The sequence below is a fragment of the Crocinitomix algicola genome, assembly GCF_001661595.2.
GTDB classification, from domain to species: domain Bacteria; phylum Bacteroidota; class Bacteroidia; order Flavobacteriales_D; family Crocinitomicaceae; genus Crocinitomix; species Crocinitomix algicola.
The window spans coordinates 62,341-78,715 of the sequence record NZ_LYPF02000010.1 but is presented as its reverse complement, the minus strand read 5'-3'; the positions used below and the strand labels follow the sequence as shown (position 1 = coordinate 78,715).

Below are 16,375 nucleotides of genomic sequence, written 5' to 3'. Positions count from 1 at the left end.
TTTGTGGTTTGGAATGGGCAGAATAGTTGAATTGAAATTTGAATGTATATTTGCTTTGTGAAAAAGCTGATAGAAGGTGTGTCCAGATTAATGCGAATTACAAGGGTAACTTTAATTCGGAAAGTCATTCATCTCACGCGAAAAATTGTGTTGCCAGGTTTTGAAGGAGTTTCTCTTTGGGAGATTTTATTCTTTTTTGTTTGGACAATTCGTAATGGTGCATTAGCTACGAGAGCTTCTTCCTTGGCATTTCATTTCTTTTTGGCAATGATTCCATTCGGTTTAGTTATGGTTATTGTGTCAGCATACATCCCTTATTTTGATTTGGAGCAAGATGTTTTACCAGTTTTCGGAAGCTTTATTCCCGAAACGATTTTTAACCAATTCGTTTCCAATCTCGGTGAGTTTAAAAATTCAACTGTAAACTCGTTGATTTCTTTCGGGTTTATCCTCGCACTTTATTTTAGTTCAAATGGATTTGCTGTTTTGATCCGATCCTTTAACACGTCAAAAGTTGAATTTAAAAAAAGAAGTTGGGCATCTATAAAAATCACCTCATTGGTTTTTGTCTTTGCCATAATTATAGGCGTTTGCTTACTTGTTTTTATGGTGTTGCTTGAGCGTAAATTATTTAATTATTGGGCCGAATACAGCGATTTCATTGCAAATAACTTATCGCTAATTTTCTCGATTACGACTTCGCTTTTTGTGGCAGCCTTACTTTATTTTGCGGTTGCTACAATTTATTATTTTGGACCATCGAAAAGAGACGGATTTAAATTTTTATCCGCGGGTGGAACTTCGGCGACCATTCTTATTATACTGATTTCAAAATTGTATTCTTTTTATATCCAAAAATTTGCCAAATATGATGAGTTATATGGCTCATTAGGAACAATAATGATGCTTTTATTGTGGATTTATCTAATCTCGTTTGTGTTATTAATCGGGTTTGAGTTAAATACGAGTATTCGAGGTGCAGTTCAGAAAAAACATTTGGACAGTCTAGATCGAATAAAAGATCGCATGCTTGACGATTTTTAAGCTTATTTACCCCCTGTACGAATAGAATCATCGAAAATAAAGAGATATTCGTTGAATAAATTTTTTCTGTCCTAGCTTTTCGTTAAATTTAACCCTAATTAATCTGGTAATAAAAAGAACAAAAAAACATACAATGAATAAATCGTTATTAACACTTGGATTTGGAGCTTTATTATTAACTGCTTGCGGAGGTGCTGAGAAATCAGAGGAGACAGAAAATGAGGTGGTTGACACGAAAGAAGTGTGTAAGTATGAATACAATCACGATGAAACAATATTAACCTGGACTGCCTTTAAATTAACTGATAAAATTGCGGTTACAGGTTCGTTCGATCAGATCGATGTAACCACTAATCAAGCTTCAGAAGATATGTATGCTGTTGTGAGTGGAGCGAGTTTTGAAATTCCAGTGAGTTCTTTAAACTCTCAAGATGAAACTCGAGATCCAAAGATTAAAAATAGCTTTTTTGGTGTAATGGATTCTACCAGTACAATCGTGGGTTCAATTTTAAGTTTAGATGCAAATGGCGGGAAAGTTGAAATTACGATGAACGGAAAAACCGTTCAGTATGATGGTAAAGTGAAAGTTGACGGTGAAGAGTTGAAATTTTTGACTGAAATTAATATTTTGGATTTTGACGGTCAAGAGGCAATGGACTCTTTAGGTGTGGTTTGTGAAGCAAAACATACAGGTCCTGATGGCGTAAACAAATTATGGAGTGAAGTGGAAATAGCGGTAAAGACAACATTCACAAAAACCTGTGAATAATAAAGACTATTCATGACTAAAACCGTTATTGTAACAGGAGGAGCAGGTTATATTGGTTCGCACACAGTTGTTGAACTTTATAATGCTGGCTATAACCCTGTGATTATTGATGATTTTAGGAATTCTAAACCCTGGATAATCGATCGTATTGAGTCAATTTGTGGTGGGAAAATTCCTTTTTTTAATGTGGATTGTCAGGATGAATTGGCGGTTAAAAAAGTTGTTGAAAATTATACCAATGTACACGGTTTAATTCATTTTGCAGCCGATAAAGCAGTTGGAGAATCAGTGGCGAAACCTGTGCAGTATTATCAAAATAACGTGGGCTCATTATGTGCAATACTAAATGTGATGCAAAGTTGCAATATTGAAAATTTGGTTTTTTCATCGAGCTGCACGGTTTATGGAGAAGCTGCTGATCCTGCTGTTACCGAAGAAACACCTATTAAAGAAGCTGCATCGCCATATGGTGACACCAAAATTACATGTGAAAAAATTATTCAATTCGCCACCAAGGGAGAAGGTCAATTGAAGTCAACTCTATTGCGTTATTTTAATCCTATAGGTGCACATCCATCAGCGAAAATTGGGGAGTTACCGCAAGGTGTTCCTAACAATCTCATGCCTTATATTACGCAAACAGCAAAAGGTATTCGTGAAAAGCTAACGGTTTTTGGGAATGATTATGATACCCCAGATGGCACAAACATCAGAGATTACATTCATGTTGTAGATTTAGCAATAGCTCATGTGAAAGCACTGGAGTTTCTTGATACAGCGGCAAATAATTCGGCGGAACCATTTAATTTAGGTACGGGTAGGGGAAGCTCTGTGCTAGAGATGATACGTGCTTTTGAAACTGAAAATAATTTGAAGTTAAATTATGTAATAGGTCCGCGGAGAGCTGGTGATGTTCCAATGATTTATGCAAATCCTAAAAAGGCTCAAGACGTATTAGGTTGGACCTGTAAATATACTGTTTCTGATGCCGTGAAACATGCTTGGAATTGGGAGCAAAGCCTCGGAAATTAAAAGTGATTTTAATGAAGTATTTAGCCGTTTTAATTCTGATTTTAACTTCGCTTGTTGGGATAAGTCAAAATCAACAAAAAGAAGACGTTCACCCTTTTATCAAACGGAAACCAGGGGTTATGAGACTCTATACTGGTTTAAGTGCTCCTGATGAAAAATCTCCGGATAAGTTCGATCGGTTTAATTCTGATTTTTTTTACAATGACTGGATAGGTGACCCCAATAATGTGGCGACAAAATTTTACTCTCTAGGGCACAATCTCAATTTAATGTTTGATATCCCGTTTTCTAAAAAATCAAGAATGGGTATTGCAATTGGATTGGGGTATAGCCATTTTAGCATAAGACACGATGGCGAGTTTAATTTCTTAAAAGAGTTGGGTACTGAAAATAAATTTTCCCATTTATCGCCATACGGTGGAGTAAACCGTTGGATTAATAGAACTGTTTTCAATTTTGTGGAAATTCCATTTGAACTTCGTTTTCGATCAAGAAAAGAACGAGGAAAACTTAAGTTTTATCCTGGTTTTAAAGCCGGATTTATGGTTGAAAATTATACGAAATGGCGAATTGAACAATACGAGTACAAAGAGTTTAATTTTCCAGATTTAAATCGTATTCATTATGGACCCACATTGAGAATTGGAATTGACAATATTTTTCTGTTTGGATATTACGATATGACCTATTTATTTACAAATCCCAACAGTAATCAATTACAGCTGATTTCTGCTGGAATAAGCATAGGTTGGTTTTAACGGTAAGTGAGGATTGCTGTTAACAATATGTAATTCAATCCGATCGCTGTAAAAATAATCCAAGCAAGTTTTTCTGCCTTTTGAATTCTTTCTCTTGATTTTGTTTGTTGCATAACATTCGTTTTAGAGCACCAAATGTAGGCGCAATTAAACGATAGGATAAATTGAATTTCGCCAAAAAAGAAGCTTGATTTGCATTTTCCGCAAAACCATATTTATTCAGAAAGATGAATTATTAGTTTTTCATAGGCTTGGTTTATTAGTTGAAATTTTTCCTTCGCCTTTTCTTGAATTACTGGACCTAAATGACTGACTTTATCCGGATGGTGAATTTTTGCAAGTTTACGATAAGCCTTTTTTACTCCCTGCATATTGGTTCCATTAGTGACATTCAATATTTTATAAGCCTCATATACATCAGTTCTACCCGATGATTTCTTCTGATTATTATATCGGTGCTTATTTGAATCTTTCTGACTTTCACTTTTATAGTTAAATAAACTCAATATACTGATGAGTGTTTGAGGTGGGAAATTAAATTGTTTGCACAGTGTTTGCAAGAGCTTGATTTCTGCTTTGCTCAATTCACCATCTGCAATAGCGAGCTCTATTAAAAGATAGAAAAGATGATTTTTTGAAGATCTTGTAAATTCTTGATTGATTTTTTTGCAGACTTTTTTTAGATTAATGTCCTCTTGGAGGTAATTCAAGTATGATTCATAGTATTTTTGTGCTTTTTCCGTTTTGAAATCGGAAAACAAACGTTGCTTGATCTTTTCTTGTTCCGATGTTAATATTTGCCCATCTACCTTTGTTATTAATGCAGCAAGTTTTAATAATTGATGAACAAACTTTTTTTCACGTCTTAAAAACGGCTGTTCACCAAATATTAATGTTCGTATAAAGTCAAAAATGGATTGAGTGATTAACAAAATCAATAAAACAAGAGTCGTGATAATTATCGCTCCAAAAAAACGGAGATAGGGATCTTCATTCAGAAGAAAAAAGGAAATGAATCCAATTAAGGGCGCTATCCAAAGATTTGTATACCTAAAATTCATTACTTTATTCCACGCTTTTCCTTGATCAGTTCATAAGCATCAGAAACTTTTTGAAATTTGATTTTGGCACTTTTTTGAAATTCCTGTCCTAAATGAATAACTCGATCTGGGTGATGGAGCTTTGCCATTTTTCGATAAGCTTTTTTTACTTCAATATCACTGGCATTTTCTTGAATGCCTAAAATGGAATATGCTGAGCTTAGACTGGTTTTTGACTCATATCGTGGTCTGTTTTCGCTTTTCTTTTGGTTTGAATAAGAATGAATCCGTTGAAACCGAAACATAGCTAGTATAGATCTGAATTGATGTTCAGATACATCTATTAAGCGAGATATTTTCCTTAATAGATCATATTCGTAATCTATCATTTTGCCATTAGTTACCGTTAAACCTGTTAAAAAATTCAATAATTGAAGTTTTTCAGCAGGAGTTAGCCTAATGTTAATTTGCCGGCATAAAGATTCAATTTTAACTTTTTTCTTTAAGCAAAGTTGTAAATCTTGCATATAGCGTTCTACCGTTCTGGCGTCAAATTCATGTGCTAATCTCGCGCGAACTAATTCTAATTCTTTTGGATAAATACGCTGATCAGCTTTGATAACTTCAGCTGATAATAATATTAAAATATGGGTAAAGTCGTTTGCAAAAAAATTGCCTCGTGTATAACTATCGTCTTCGCCTTGAAAATTTGATAAAACCAAAAACGCTATGGCCATAAAAAAGAAAGCTCCAAACATACTCTTTGTGAGAGCAATTCCTACCACTCCGGCAAGTATGGGTAATATGTATGGATTTTCAGGTAATTTCACGATTAAGGGTATAAAAATAGTACTTTTACAACCTAATTCTGTTGTCAGTCTTCAAAAAACTAAAAAAAGTGATTAAATTGTACTAAATCTTGTCATGTATGTTGAACGGTATCGATCCACGTGGTCCAAAAGATTTGGACAAAAAAGCTATAAAGCAAGTAAATGATCAATTAATTGAGGAGATTGCTCGGTTGCAACGATTGCTTTATGCCGAGCAGAAACACAGTGTTTTAATTGTGTTACAAGGATTGGATGCTGCAGGTAAAGATGGAGCAATACGTTCAATATTTAGTGCTGTTAACCCATTGGGTTGTAAAGTTCATGCTTTTAAAAAACCAACGGAAGAAGAGTTTGGTCATGATTTTTTATGGCGAGTTCATAAAAGAGTCCCGCAAAAGGGAATGATTCACATTTTTAACCGTTCGCATTATGAGGATATTTTAGTTCCTAGTGTTGAAGGATATTTTTCTAAAGAGACAATTAATGCTCGTTTCGATCACATTAATAATTTTGAACGACTTTTAGAGGATGGCGGCACAAAGATTTTAAAATTCTATTTGCATATTTCAAAACACGAGCAACTTGAACGATTAACTGAACGATTAGAAAATCCTGAAAAACATTGGAAACATAATGATGGTGATTGGGAGTCCAGAAAGAAGTGGGAGAGTTATATGAATGTTTATGAAGAGATTTTTAAAAGATGCAATGAGGTGCCTTGGCATATTGTTCCTTCTGATAGAAATTGGGTAAAAGTAAATTATATTGCGAACGTTTTATTGGATACGTTAAAGGGGTTAAATTCAAAATGGCCAGGACTTGAAACAGAACGATTCAAAAAATAGGTCTCCATATTGCTTGATGCCTTGGGTTCATTTTCATGTTGGAAATAAGGGAGTGGTAAACGCGTGTTGTGTAGGAAATATACCTTTTGGTAACATTAATTCGAATGACTTTGATGAAATATGGAATGGAAAATCGATCCAAAAATTAAGAGAAAAATTCATGGATGGTGAATCTGATTCACGTTGCAAAGTTTGTATACAACGTGAGGCAGGTGGTGTTAAGAGTATAAGACAAGAAACATTTGAAAAATTTCCTGGGTTCGACGTCCATCAGTCAAAAGGACCAATTTATTTTGATATTCGTTTTTCAAACATTTGCAATTTTCGTTGTAGAACATGTTGGCATGGAGCAAGCTCAAAGTGGTTTAAAGAAGCAAATGAACTGGGTAGAGCGATAGGACACGAAGCGATTTTAAAGAATGTAGAAGACTTTGATGTTTTTATTCAAAAAATGGGGCCTTATTTACAAAACGCCCAAGAAATTTATTTCGCTGGAGGTGAGCCATTAGTGATGGAGCAGCATTATCTCTTATTAGAATGGTTAATAGCAAATAAAGTAAAACCAAGGTTACGTTACAATAGTAACTTTTCAGTCATGCATTTTAAGCAGTGGGATGTTCTGAAAATGTGGGAAGCATTTCCGGAAGTAGAAATTTTAGCTAGTGTTGATGGAGAAGGAAAGAGAGGAGAATACATTCGAAAAGAGTTTATTTGGGAACGATTCAGTAAGAATAGGGAGGCTTTGAGGAAGTATCCTCATATTTCTTTTAAAGTAGCGCCAACCGTTTCAATCTTGAATATTGATCATTTACCTGTATTTTATCAAACATTGATTAATGAGAGTATCATTCAGCCTGAAGAATTTTATATTAATGTGCTAGAGCGCCCTTATTATTATAATGTCAAAGCGCTACCAGTCGCACGTAAGGAAAAGATTACGATAGAGTTTAATCAGTTTATTGAAAAAATCGAATCTCAAAATATGGGGGAGCAGTTTAAAGCAATTCTTGGGTTTATGTGGGCTGAAGATCTTTCACAACATTTTGGAGCTTTTGTGAAGGAAACACAAGTATTAGATAGAATGAGAGAAGAGAAGGGATTAGATTTTAATCTTTATTAGTCAGAATTTGTGTTTGAAAAAGGAAGAATGATTTTTGCGCATCAATTTCTTGGAATTGATATTTGATTTTATCATCGGATTTTCTAGCAATATCAATTAAGCCTAGGCTTGCTTCGCCTTTGTCTGTTAAAACATTATTCACAATTCCATGGCGATACAATTCCTGTAATTCTTCTTGATTTTTGCTATTAACAAGGTCAATTCGCTCTGCAATTTCATGTTGTTTATCCTTGTCTACTGTATTTCCGGTTGAGATTTTTAGTTGGTCCACTTCCTTTTCCACAAGAATTAGAAATTTGGTGTTATTTTGCTCTGAAACATTACCGTGTTTCGATAAGTTTTGAATGCATTCAACAACAATCGCAAAAAAGCGTTTTTTTTCCTGCTTTGAAACATGGGTTCTTTCAATGTCAATTTTTAAACGATTTATAAATGCAGCAATCAACTCTTTGGTCATAACGCCATCATAAACAAGCATTACCCGACCCGTGTCATTGCTGTCGTGAAAAGTTGAAAGATAGTCGAGGTTGTCCTCCATAATCTATTTGTATAATCTTAGTTCGGCACGACGATTTACTGCATCGTTCTCTGGATCGAGCAGTTTTGATTCGCCATAAGCATTAATGGTAAACCTATTTTTGCTTATACCTTGGTTTGTTAAATAATTAAGTATCCACTCTCCTCTTTTTTTGGAAAGGATAAAGTTGTACTCTTCCGATGCAGTGGCATCAGCATAAGCACTTATTGAAAGTTTAAGTTCAGGATGATTTTTTAATATTTTAATTAAAGGCTTCATTCGTTCTATCTCTTCATTCATCACTGCTGATTGATTGGTGTTAAAGTGAACGAGAATTGCTTCATATCGGTTTAGCAAATCAATCTCAAACTCTACCCCTGGTTCCAATAAAGATAATGAATTTGTTGCATGAAATCCCATAGGTCTGAAAATAAAATAGTTGTTATCTTCTTCTTGCAATACAGCGATTTCACGGTTGTAACGGTTGTAAAGGGATAGTTCTAGAGGTATATGTGTCTCAGCTTTAAACTTATAGGTGTTTTCGCTGCTAAAATCGGTGAATCTAAAATTACCAAGTTTGTCAGATTCTACAGCATCTAAAAATATATTTTCATCATCGTAAACTTTTACTAAACATTGAATTGGTGTTGTAGAATTAAGAGGTCGGAATTTACCAACTAATTCAGCCGTGTTCAAGAGAAAATCATTTTCTTTTGTTTCTTCAATTAGCGTTAAAGGGTTTCCGATGTCGGGTCTTAATTTTCTAAAAACGAACCCATCATTACTGCTACATTTTAGTTGAGTATAGATATTGTCATCCGAACTGTAGATGAAAATTAAAAGGTCATCAGCGCATGCGGGAATATCGACATAATAATCTTCAAAAATATTTAAATCATTGAAGACGAAGTTTCCATGTTTGTCACTTTTAGTGGTATGTGTAATTTCCCCATTTTTATTTTTTAAGTTGATTTGGAGGTTGGTATAGGGTTTGTTAGGTCTATTTTCACTCAGTACTTTACCTGATAACTTTGCAAATCCAGCATCAAAATCAATCATATCCTCAGGAATAAAATTTAGAATACTACTCTTATCATAATAGAGTTTTTTAAATGTAAACGCACCGTCTTCTCCCAATAAAAAACTAGCTAGCGGGTTGCCATTGTCATCATAAAAATCTAGTTTTAAATCATTTGTTGAATCTCCCTCAAGTTGAAATGTGAAATTACTGTCTAGTTCAATATCATCAAATTTAAATTTACCTTCGTCATTTGTTTTTTCTTCGTAAACAAACTCTTGATCACTGACAAGTTGTACCGTAAGCTTGGCAGGATTTCCGGGTTTAGAATTATATTTAAATTCACCCGAAAGCTGGTTTTTGACTGTTATTGTTCGGTCAAAAGTAAAGTAATATATATCATCATTACCAGTTCGATTGGAAGAGAAATAACCAGCACTTAAATCACTTAAAACACTTACACCAAAATCGTCATGTGGAGTATTAAGTCCTTCTACACGTAGCGGAAATAATCCTTCTTCTGGGGAACTATAATATATGTCTAACTTACCTTTTCCTCCAGCTTTATCGCTAGAATAAAAGAGTTTTCCACCAATAGCAAAGGGAAACTCTTCGTTGGCAGCCGTATTTAAATATTCAACGTTGACTGGATCCGACCATCCATTTGGCGATTTTTCTACATAATAAATGTCATTTTTTCCTTTTCCTCCTGGTCGATCTGATGTAAAATATAATCTATTTTTTAAGGGATCATACGATGGGTGGCCGTAAGAATTTTCATTGAGGGAAAAGGGTAGTCGTTTGATTTTTTTCCAGCTTCCTTTTTTTCTTATAGCTGCAAATAGTTGTGGTCTGTAAACCGGTTCCGTCCCTTTTTCAACGAGTATAACACGTGTAAAAAACAGCGTGTCACCTGAAGGGCTAAAGCTAATTGGGCCAGTGTGTTGACCGGTATTTAACTTGTTTGAAAGTAATTTTATGTTATGGGCATTCATCCCTCCCTTTTTAGCCTTCGATAATTGACCGTAAAAAATATTTAAATAGGCGTTTTTATCCCAGTTATTCTCCCCAATAGTATGCTGATTGTATGGTCTTGAAGATGTGAAATAAATGGTGTTGCCAATGACGTAAGGAGAAAACTCATTTGTTTTTTCATTAATTCCATTTAAATTTTGGAGCGTTGCAACGTATTCAATTTCTTCAATTTCGTACACTTGGGCAATTGAAGAACTAGCAATGAGCAGCAATAATATGTTCAATATTCTTTTCATCTTATAAATAGCGAGGCGATGTTACTATTGGTTTTTTTACGTTAAAGTCGAAGCCAATTAAAATTTCATGCGATCCATTTGCGAACTTTTGTAGTTCGGTTAGTGTCATATCGTATGAGTATCCTATCCTCAAATAATCTGTTACGTATAAATCGCCCAAAAAGTTCAGACTATTTAAATTTCGTGTACCAATACCGAGCCAAAATCTTTGATAAAACATAAAATTGGCGTTCAAATCAGTGCTTATTGTTTGAGGTTGTGCATATCTTATTAAGACAGTCGGCTTTAACAGAATCTGCGGATTTAAATTAAAAACATAACCCGCCATTAAGTGCACCTGTTGGTTTAAATGGTATAGTTCATTGTTCAGGCCTTGGAAATGAAACTTTGAAGCCGTAAGATGATTAATAGAAAGTCCTGCATAAAACTTTTGCGAATAATAATATAAGCCAAAATCGAAGTTTGGTACAACTGAACTGTATTTTGTTTGATTATCGAGTTGGTCATTATCTTCTCTAAACTTTAACTGTGCATGATCAAGAACAAGATTGTATGCGCCCCCTCTAAGTCCTAAATGTAAGTTGCCTCGTTCTAGCCTTAATCTATATGCCAGTGCCCCTTGAGCGCTAAAATGATTATATGGTCCATATTGGTCATGAGTTGCATCAAATCCCCATGCCAAATTATAGTTTGATGCCGGTGAATTTATAGCGACATTTTGCGTGTTAGGTGCGCCTGACAAACCTAACCATTGACTTCTTCCTGTTAGATTAACGTTCATCGCATCTCGCGAACCTGCGTAGGCAGGGTTAATGTTGAATTGATTGAAAGTGTATTGACTGTAGAGCGCATCTAATTGACCATATAAATTAGAACTCAATAAAAATGATATGTAGATGATGTATTTCATTATCTCACAATTTGTACCCACCCCGCTTGATTATAATCCTCATTTTCTGTAATCACAACGTAATAATATGTGTCGGGAGCTAAATCGTTTCCCCATTTGTCTTTACCTGACCAATAAGAATTAAGGTTATCGTAATTTTCAATTCGATTTACTTCATTCCCCCATCTATTGTAGATATAAACGGTGTTTGGCATATAATTGATTAGGTGTTCGATGTACCAAAAATCATTTTTACCATCTTCGTTCGGAGAAAAAGCATTGTAGATATCGATTTGACATTCAATTTGGTCCTTAAAGCTAACTTTAACTGTGTCATTCACAATGCATCCATCTATATTAGTTATTTCAACAGGATAGTGTTGTTCATTTAAGCTAAAAATATTCAAGCGTTGCGCAGTTGGATCAGTAATGGGTACAGTGGTGTTCCAGTAGTATGAGTTTCCACCAAAAGCTTCAATCGTTACAGGAGACCCTAGGCAAACTTTTTGATCTTCACCTGCTTTCATGCCTGATGTATCTGAAAGAAAGAGTGAAAATTCTCCAACTGAATTATAACATCCTTCAGCACTTATTCCTTCAAAATAAAAGATGTTTGAACCTAAAATAAGGGTGTCAGGAATATAGCTAAAACTTGAATCGACAATGATTCCAGCTGGATAACTGGTGTACCAATATACTTTTTCAAGGTTTGAATATTCTTCGATGTTAATTGGTTGAATGTCTTTTGTATCACAATAGGTTGTTTTGGTGGATGAAACAGAAGTAATTTTCGGAATTGGCAATATGCTAACTGTTTGAATGAGGGTGTCTTGGCAGGTTTCGATAGAGCCAGGTGAAATATATCTTACATTCAAATCCCCACTTGTCATACTGCTAATTTCTCCAGTACTTGCATTGATGGATGCTTCCATTTCGGGCAATAGGGGGAATAAATCAAAAAAACCACCAATTGTTCCTGAAATTTCAGGTATGCCAGTTAAGTTCTGGCAAAAGTTAGAATAGGTAAATAGAGCTGTGTCTGATCCTTTGGCAAATACGGTAATGGTATCACTTTCAAAACATTCTCCGACAGTATAGGAGACTTTGTAATTCGCACCGGGTTCAGCTCCAGTCAACACGCCTGTTTCTGAATTTATTTCTGCTAATCCGATGATTGGACTGATTAAACTAAAGACTCCACCGGCAGTCGCAATATCTGAGGGGATTCCAGAAAATTCTGCACAAAAGTTGTCAAAACTAAAACTTTCATCAATCCCTAACGAATTAACTGTTTCGTGACTACTTTCTGTGCATGAACCTGTCAAATCAGTCACGGTATAAACAATATTATAAGTAGTTCCTTCTACTGTATTGGATAATACTCCTGTTAATTCGTTAATGCTTTCATCGTCAGTTGGTTCAATTCCAAATGAAAATGTGCCTCCTTCAGTTGCGACAATTGGAGCAGGAGATTCTTCAGCTGGGCAAAAGTCTTCAAATATAAAACTCTCATCTACCCCAATAGCTAAAACAATTAGACTGTCAGATTGAGTACAGCCTGCTGTTGTGATGGTATGCTTTACTGTGTATTCCTCATTTTCCGTTGCTCCCGAAATTTGTCCGTCTGTTGGGTTTATGCTAGCACCATCAGCTGGTAGCGGAATGCCAAATGAGAAACTACCGCCGGGACTTTCAGGACTTGCAATATCTGATCCAGATTCCCAACAAAAATCTTCTAATGTAAAAGTTTCATTCACTTCTATCGCATGAACCTCGACAGTGTCTGAATAGGCACATTCATCAAGATAGTTTTCATAAATTACACGATATGTAGTTCCTTCAACTGGATTTAAAATTATTCCAGAAACTGGATCAATTGACTCATCTTCATCAGGTAAAGTTTCAAATGAATAAACTCCACCAACTTCTTCAGGTATTGGAGTAGAGCTAGAGTCACCAGGGCAAAAATCATCGAAAGTAAAATTAGAATTGGGTGTAATAACATTAACTTCATGAATTAAGCTATCAGTGCAGCCTTCATTGCTAACCAGGTATTTAATAAAATAAGTGGCATTTTCCTGTGCATTTAATATTTCACCATCATCATTGATGATCACTCCATCCATTGGATCAGGGGAGAAAGAGAAGGTGCCTGAAGCATCGGCAATGTCGTATGGTAAACCATTTGAACCAAAACAGAAATCATCGATTTCGAATGTTTCGTTAACCAAAATGGCCTCAACAGTCAGCGTGTCGTGTTCAGTACAACCGTCAATTGATACGGTATTAATAACAGTGTAGATGGTTCCTTCAGTTGGATTTGTAATTAATCCTGTTGTTGAATTGATAACGGCATCATCCATAACATCAATTAATGAGTAACTAGCGTTTAACGGATCTTCTGCTTCAGGTATACTTCCTGCTTCATCTCCTATGACACAAAAGTCTGGAAAGCTAAATTCCTCTTGCACTGTTGTTACCGTGAATGTTGTGGTATCTTCGTTCGTACATACTGGAAAACCGTAGATAATTGTATAGCTACTTCCTTCAATGCCGTCACTAACAATACCCGTTGTAGGATTAATTGTTGCTCCGTCTAAAGGATCACTAAGAAATCGAAATGAGCCTCCCAAGTCTCCTTCAACTATTGGAGTGGCATCCTCAAAAGGACAGATGTCTTCATATAAAAAACTGGGGTCACCTTCAATAATTGCAGTCACAACATTGGTGCCGAATTCAGAAGTGTTTTTTGATGCAATTTGTGTAATTGTTGCGGTTAGGGTTAGACCAGTTTCGAGTAGTTCTCCATGGTTAAATGTAAACGTTTGGGGGTTGCTGGTTACCGTAATCGTATCTCTGCCCACTATAAATTCTCCTTCTCCGTTTGTTGGGTCCGGACTTGATACGGAAAAGAACTCCATTAAATAATTTTCCCCTGCAGGTACACTTACTTGATACGTAGTAATTGTCTCGATTGAGTCACAGCTTTCGGATTTAATTAATTCTGGAAAATCTAAACCAAAATTTTGTTCAGTTGCATTGATTAATCCATCGTTATCCAAAATAATGTTATTGTATTCAAGATCAATTCCTTGATGGGTGTTGTTGAAAATTCTATTCCCAATTATAAGGTTGTTTGTTGCTGCAGTCACGTCAGAATTTAAAGCGATACCCACGTCGTTGTTTGTAATGATATTTGCAGCATCAATTTTAAGTCCTCCAATCGTATTTTCTTTAGCTCCATTAAGGTGAATTCCTGCAGCGCTATTTCCTAAAGTTATTATCCCATTCCAATCGGTCCCAATGTGGTTGGATCTTATGTAGTTGTTCACAGCATTTTTAGTCGCGAGTATGCCGGTTTTATTTTTGGAAATTACGTTTCCTCCATTCCATTTTGCTAATCCAATTATATTTCCGTTTCCATTGAGGTATAAACCTACTTCGGTGGTATCGCTTGCTACAATAGGGGATGTTCCGTTAGGATGGCAGCCAATTAAGGTGTTAAATACCAGGTTGTTATCTCCATTTATAGATAGGTTTGCCTGTTCTTCGTCAAGGTCCAAACCATTACCACTCAGTGTGTTCCTCTTGTATATTTGTCGACCACCTACGTGATTATTATCGCTATTAATACGGATGCCTGATTTTCCATTACCTTGTTCGTTGGCTAAATTGTCGATACCTATTTCACATCCGTAAACACTTATTTTATCAGTGTTTATTTCAATTCCTGATGATTCAAAATTCCTAATTCTTACACCTTGTATAACTGAATTTTCAGCTCCTGTTTCCAGTGTGATGCCAAACCCAGAAGAACTTGGATTGTTTATGTCAATGGGTAAATTAGGCGGAGTGAGGTGTGTGCCGTCAATTGAAGGGCCTGGAATCACTGAATTCGGTTGAGAGTATCCATCAATGATATAACCTTCACCTTCAAGTGTTATTAAACTCATTAATTCTAATGGTGTTGGAGAGCTCAAATCAAATTCAATGTAGTTTAATGTATCCTTTCGTTGTTCGGGCAAAATGGCCCAACCTAGTGAGTTTGATGTGCCCGAGCTTGGTGAATTTGAAGTCACACGGAGGTGTGAATATTCAATCGCTCCGGCATCAGAAAAATAAGTGTCACTAGTTCCACCACCTAAAATTCTGGGAGCATTCCTGCCATCATATAGTGGTGTTGTTTCAGTATGAGGTTTACGGTTAACAAACGTACTTGTAGGGCTTATGATTGGATAATACTTTAAACCAAATCCATCTTCTTTCATTTCAGACCTTAAACCACTATTGAAAAGAAGGAACGAGGTGTAGTCCCCTTCTTCTGCCGCAGGCATATCGGTGAGTTCCGTTAGTAAGTTTAAACGAATGCAATTTCCGCCATTAGAAATTACATCACCTTCCATATGAAGTTGCTTTGCTAATAATCCACCATTAAAAGCAATTGCACAATTTTCTAAATAAATTGTTGTGCCTATGGTTGTTCTAATAGCTTCCGAGACAATAGCTGCTGAATTGTTAAAAATAGAACAAAACAAAAGTTGAACTGTAGAACCATTATTTGCGTATAAGGCACCTGCACTTGATGTTGCGCTATTGTCTATAAACGAGCAATTTATTACAGTAACGTTAGCGTTACTAGTGATATACATTGCACCACCATCAACACCACTATTATCAATGAATGAACATTTTGAAAAGGTTGCGGTTGAATTGCTTATTTCGGCTGCTGGGCCATTTAAGTCTACGGCATTATCTTGGAATAAACAGCTTTGAAAAAGAATATCGCTGGAGTTATTTGAAATTCTCACCTGGCGAGTGTTGGAATTTCCATCGTCAAAACCAATTCCTAGAAATTTTAAGTTTGAAGAAAGGCTTATGTTAAAGAGGTTACCAGCGCATCCTGCAGTAGGGGAAATTTTAAGATGTTTAGGATAAGGTCCAATTATGGTGAGATTGTTTTTCTCAAAGAAATCGATAGGTGAATCTAAGAAAATGGTGCCTTTTACCGCTATAATTATGGTGTCATTTGATTCTGCTTCTGAGATTGCGTCTCGCAGACTTCCATCACCACTGTTCGCAATAGAGGTTACTATAATTTCACCTGAGTGTGAAAGATTAGAGTAGAAAATTGAAATACCAATTATAAGTATGTATAGATACTTAGCCATGACATTGTATTAAATCGAAAATCAATTGTAGGTTGAATTTTCGATGAGTAGTTAGTGGTTTGGTGTAAAGTTAC

At 35.6% G+C, this 16,375-nt stretch carries 12 protein-coding genes; 6 read left to right on the top strand and 6 right to left on the bottom strand.

Annotated elements, in window-relative coordinates; translation table 11 throughout:
- Nucleotides 1–57 precede the first annotated feature (57 nt).
- The 4 genes from A8143_RS06190 to A8143_RS06175 all read left to right on the top strand — a co-directional run bounded on the left by A8143_RS06190 (nt 58) and on the right by A8143_RS06175 (nt 3,603).
- Entirely contained in the window at nt 58–1,044 is a 987-nt protein-coding gene (locus tag A8143_RS06190; protein ID WP_175437497.1) for a YihY/virulence factor BrkB family protein, read from the top strand.
- A gap of 133 nt (nt 1,045–1,177) precedes the next feature.
- Entirely contained in the window at nt 1,178–1,813 is a 636-nt protein-coding gene (locus A8143_RS06185) for a YceI family protein (RefSeq protein ID WP_066757138.1), read from the top strand.
- A gap of 12 nt (nt 1,814–1,825) precedes the next feature.
- Nucleotides 1,826–2,845, top strand: coding sequence for a UDP-glucose 4-epimerase GalE (gene galE, locus A8143_RS06180; protein WP_066757136.1), 1,020 nt, complete (start codon nt 1,826–1,828; stop codon nt 2,843–2,845).
- An 11-nt stretch (nt 2,846–2,856) separates the two neighbouring features.
- On the top strand, nt 2,857–3,603 hold the full coding sequence (locus A8143_RS06175; RefSeq protein WP_139134283.1) for a porin family protein: 747 nt from the start codon (nt 2,857–2,859) through the stop codon (nt 3,601–3,603).
- A gap of 215 nt (nt 3,604–3,818) precedes the next feature.
- Here the strand turns inward: A8143_RS06175 and A8143_RS06170 are convergent, their stop codons facing one another.
- Both A8143_RS06170 and A8143_RS06165 read right to left on the bottom strand, forming a co-directional pair.
- The gene (locus tag A8143_RS06170) at nt 3,819–4,664 is read right to left on the bottom strand and encodes a TerB family tellurite resistance protein (RefSeq protein ID WP_066757130.1); all 846 of its coding nucleotides are present in this window, start codon (nt 4,662–4,664) and stop codon (nt 3,819–3,821) included.
- Nucleotides 4,664–5,473, bottom strand: coding sequence for a DnaJ domain-containing protein (locus tag A8143_RS06165; RefSeq protein WP_139134282.1), 810 nt, complete (start codon nt 5,471–5,473; stop codon nt 4,664–4,666). Before A8143_RS06165 ends, A8143_RS06170 begins: the two co-directional genes overlap by 1 nt.
- Nucleotides 5,474–5,571: 98 nt before the next feature.
- Here A8143_RS06165 and A8143_RS06160 point away from each other — a divergent pair, with 98 nt between their 5' ends.
- Nucleotides 5,572–6,318, top strand: coding sequence for a PPK2 family polyphosphate kinase (locus A8143_RS06160; protein ID WP_066757124.1), 747 nt, complete (start codon nt 5,572–5,574; stop codon nt 6,316–6,318).
- Nucleotides 6,293–7,438: a twitch domain-containing radical SAM protein gene (locus A8143_RS06155; RefSeq protein ID WP_139134281.1), complete on the top strand. Its 1,146-nt coding sequence runs from the start codon at nt 6,293–6,295 to the stop codon at nt 7,436–7,438. The genes A8143_RS06160 and A8143_RS06155 overlap by 26 nt, the downstream gene beginning before the upstream one ends.
- Here A8143_RS06155 and A8143_RS06150 read toward each other — a convergent pair.
- The 4 genes from A8143_RS06150 to A8143_RS06135 are packed head-to-tail and all read right to left on the bottom strand — an operon-like array spanning nt 7,425 to nt 16,301.
- Nucleotides 7,425–7,976 (bottom strand): SiaB family protein kinase, encoded by a 552-nt coding sequence (locus A8143_RS06150; RefSeq protein ID WP_139134280.1) that lies wholly within the window; start codon nt 7,974–7,976, stop codon nt 7,425–7,427. The two genes, A8143_RS06155 and A8143_RS06150, sit on opposite strands and share 14 nt — an antisense overlap.
- A gap of 3 nt (nt 7,977–7,979) precedes the next feature.
- A complete protein-coding gene (locus tag A8143_RS06145; RefSeq protein WP_066757115.1) occupies nt 7,980–10,244 on the bottom strand; it encodes an OmpA family protein in 2,265 nt (754 codons plus the stop codon).
- 1 nt (nt 10,245) lies between these two features.
- A complete protein-coding gene (locus tag A8143_RS06140; RefSeq protein WP_066757112.1) occupies nt 10,246–11,154 on the bottom strand; it encodes a PorP/SprF family type IX secretion system membrane protein in 909 nt (302 codons plus the stop codon).
- Entirely contained in the window at nt 11,154–16,301 is a 5,148-nt protein-coding gene (locus tag A8143_RS06135; RefSeq protein WP_066757107.1) for a T9SS type B sorting domain-containing protein, read from the bottom strand. The genes A8143_RS06140 and A8143_RS06135 overlap by 1 nt, the downstream gene beginning before the upstream one ends.
- Nucleotides 16,302–16,375: the final 74 nt, after the last annotated feature.

What these genes read in the sequence shown, in the direction of transcription:
- A8143_RS06185 (WP_066757138.1), top strand. Translation starts at nt 1,178, where the DNA reads ATGAATAAATCGTTATTAACACTTGGATTTGGAGCTTTATTATTAACT.
- galE (WP_066757136.1), top strand. Translation starts at nt 1,826, where the DNA reads ATGACTAAAACCGTTATTGTAACAGGAGGAGCAGGTTATATTGGTTCG.
- A8143_RS06175 (WP_139134283.1), top strand. Translation starts at nt 2,857, where the DNA reads ATGAAGTATTTAGCCGTTTTAATTCTGATTTTAACTTCGCTTGTTGGG.
- A8143_RS06170 (WP_066757130.1), bottom strand. Translation starts at nt 4,664, where the DNA reads ATGAATTTTAGGTATACAAATCTTTGGATAGCGCCCTTAATTGGATTC.
- A8143_RS06160 (WP_066757124.1), top strand. Translation starts at nt 5,572, where the DNA reads ATGTTGAACGGTATCGATCCACGTGGTCCAAAAGATTTGGACAAAAAA.
- A8143_RS06150 (WP_139134280.1), bottom strand. Translation starts at nt 7,976, where the DNA reads ATGGAGGACAACCTCGACTATCTTTCAACTTTTCACGACAGCAATGAC.
- A8143_RS06145 (WP_066757115.1), bottom strand. Translation starts at nt 10,244, where the DNA reads ATGAAAAGAATATTGAACATATTATTGCTGCTCATTGCTAGTTCTTCA.
- A8143_RS06140 (WP_066757112.1), bottom strand. Translation starts at nt 11,154, where the DNA reads ATGAAATACATCATCTACATATCATTTTTATTGAGTTCTAATTTATAT.
- A8143_RS06135 (WP_066757107.1), bottom strand. Translation starts at nt 16,301, where the DNA reads ATGGCTAAGTATCTATACATACTTATAATTGGTATTTCAATTTTCTAC.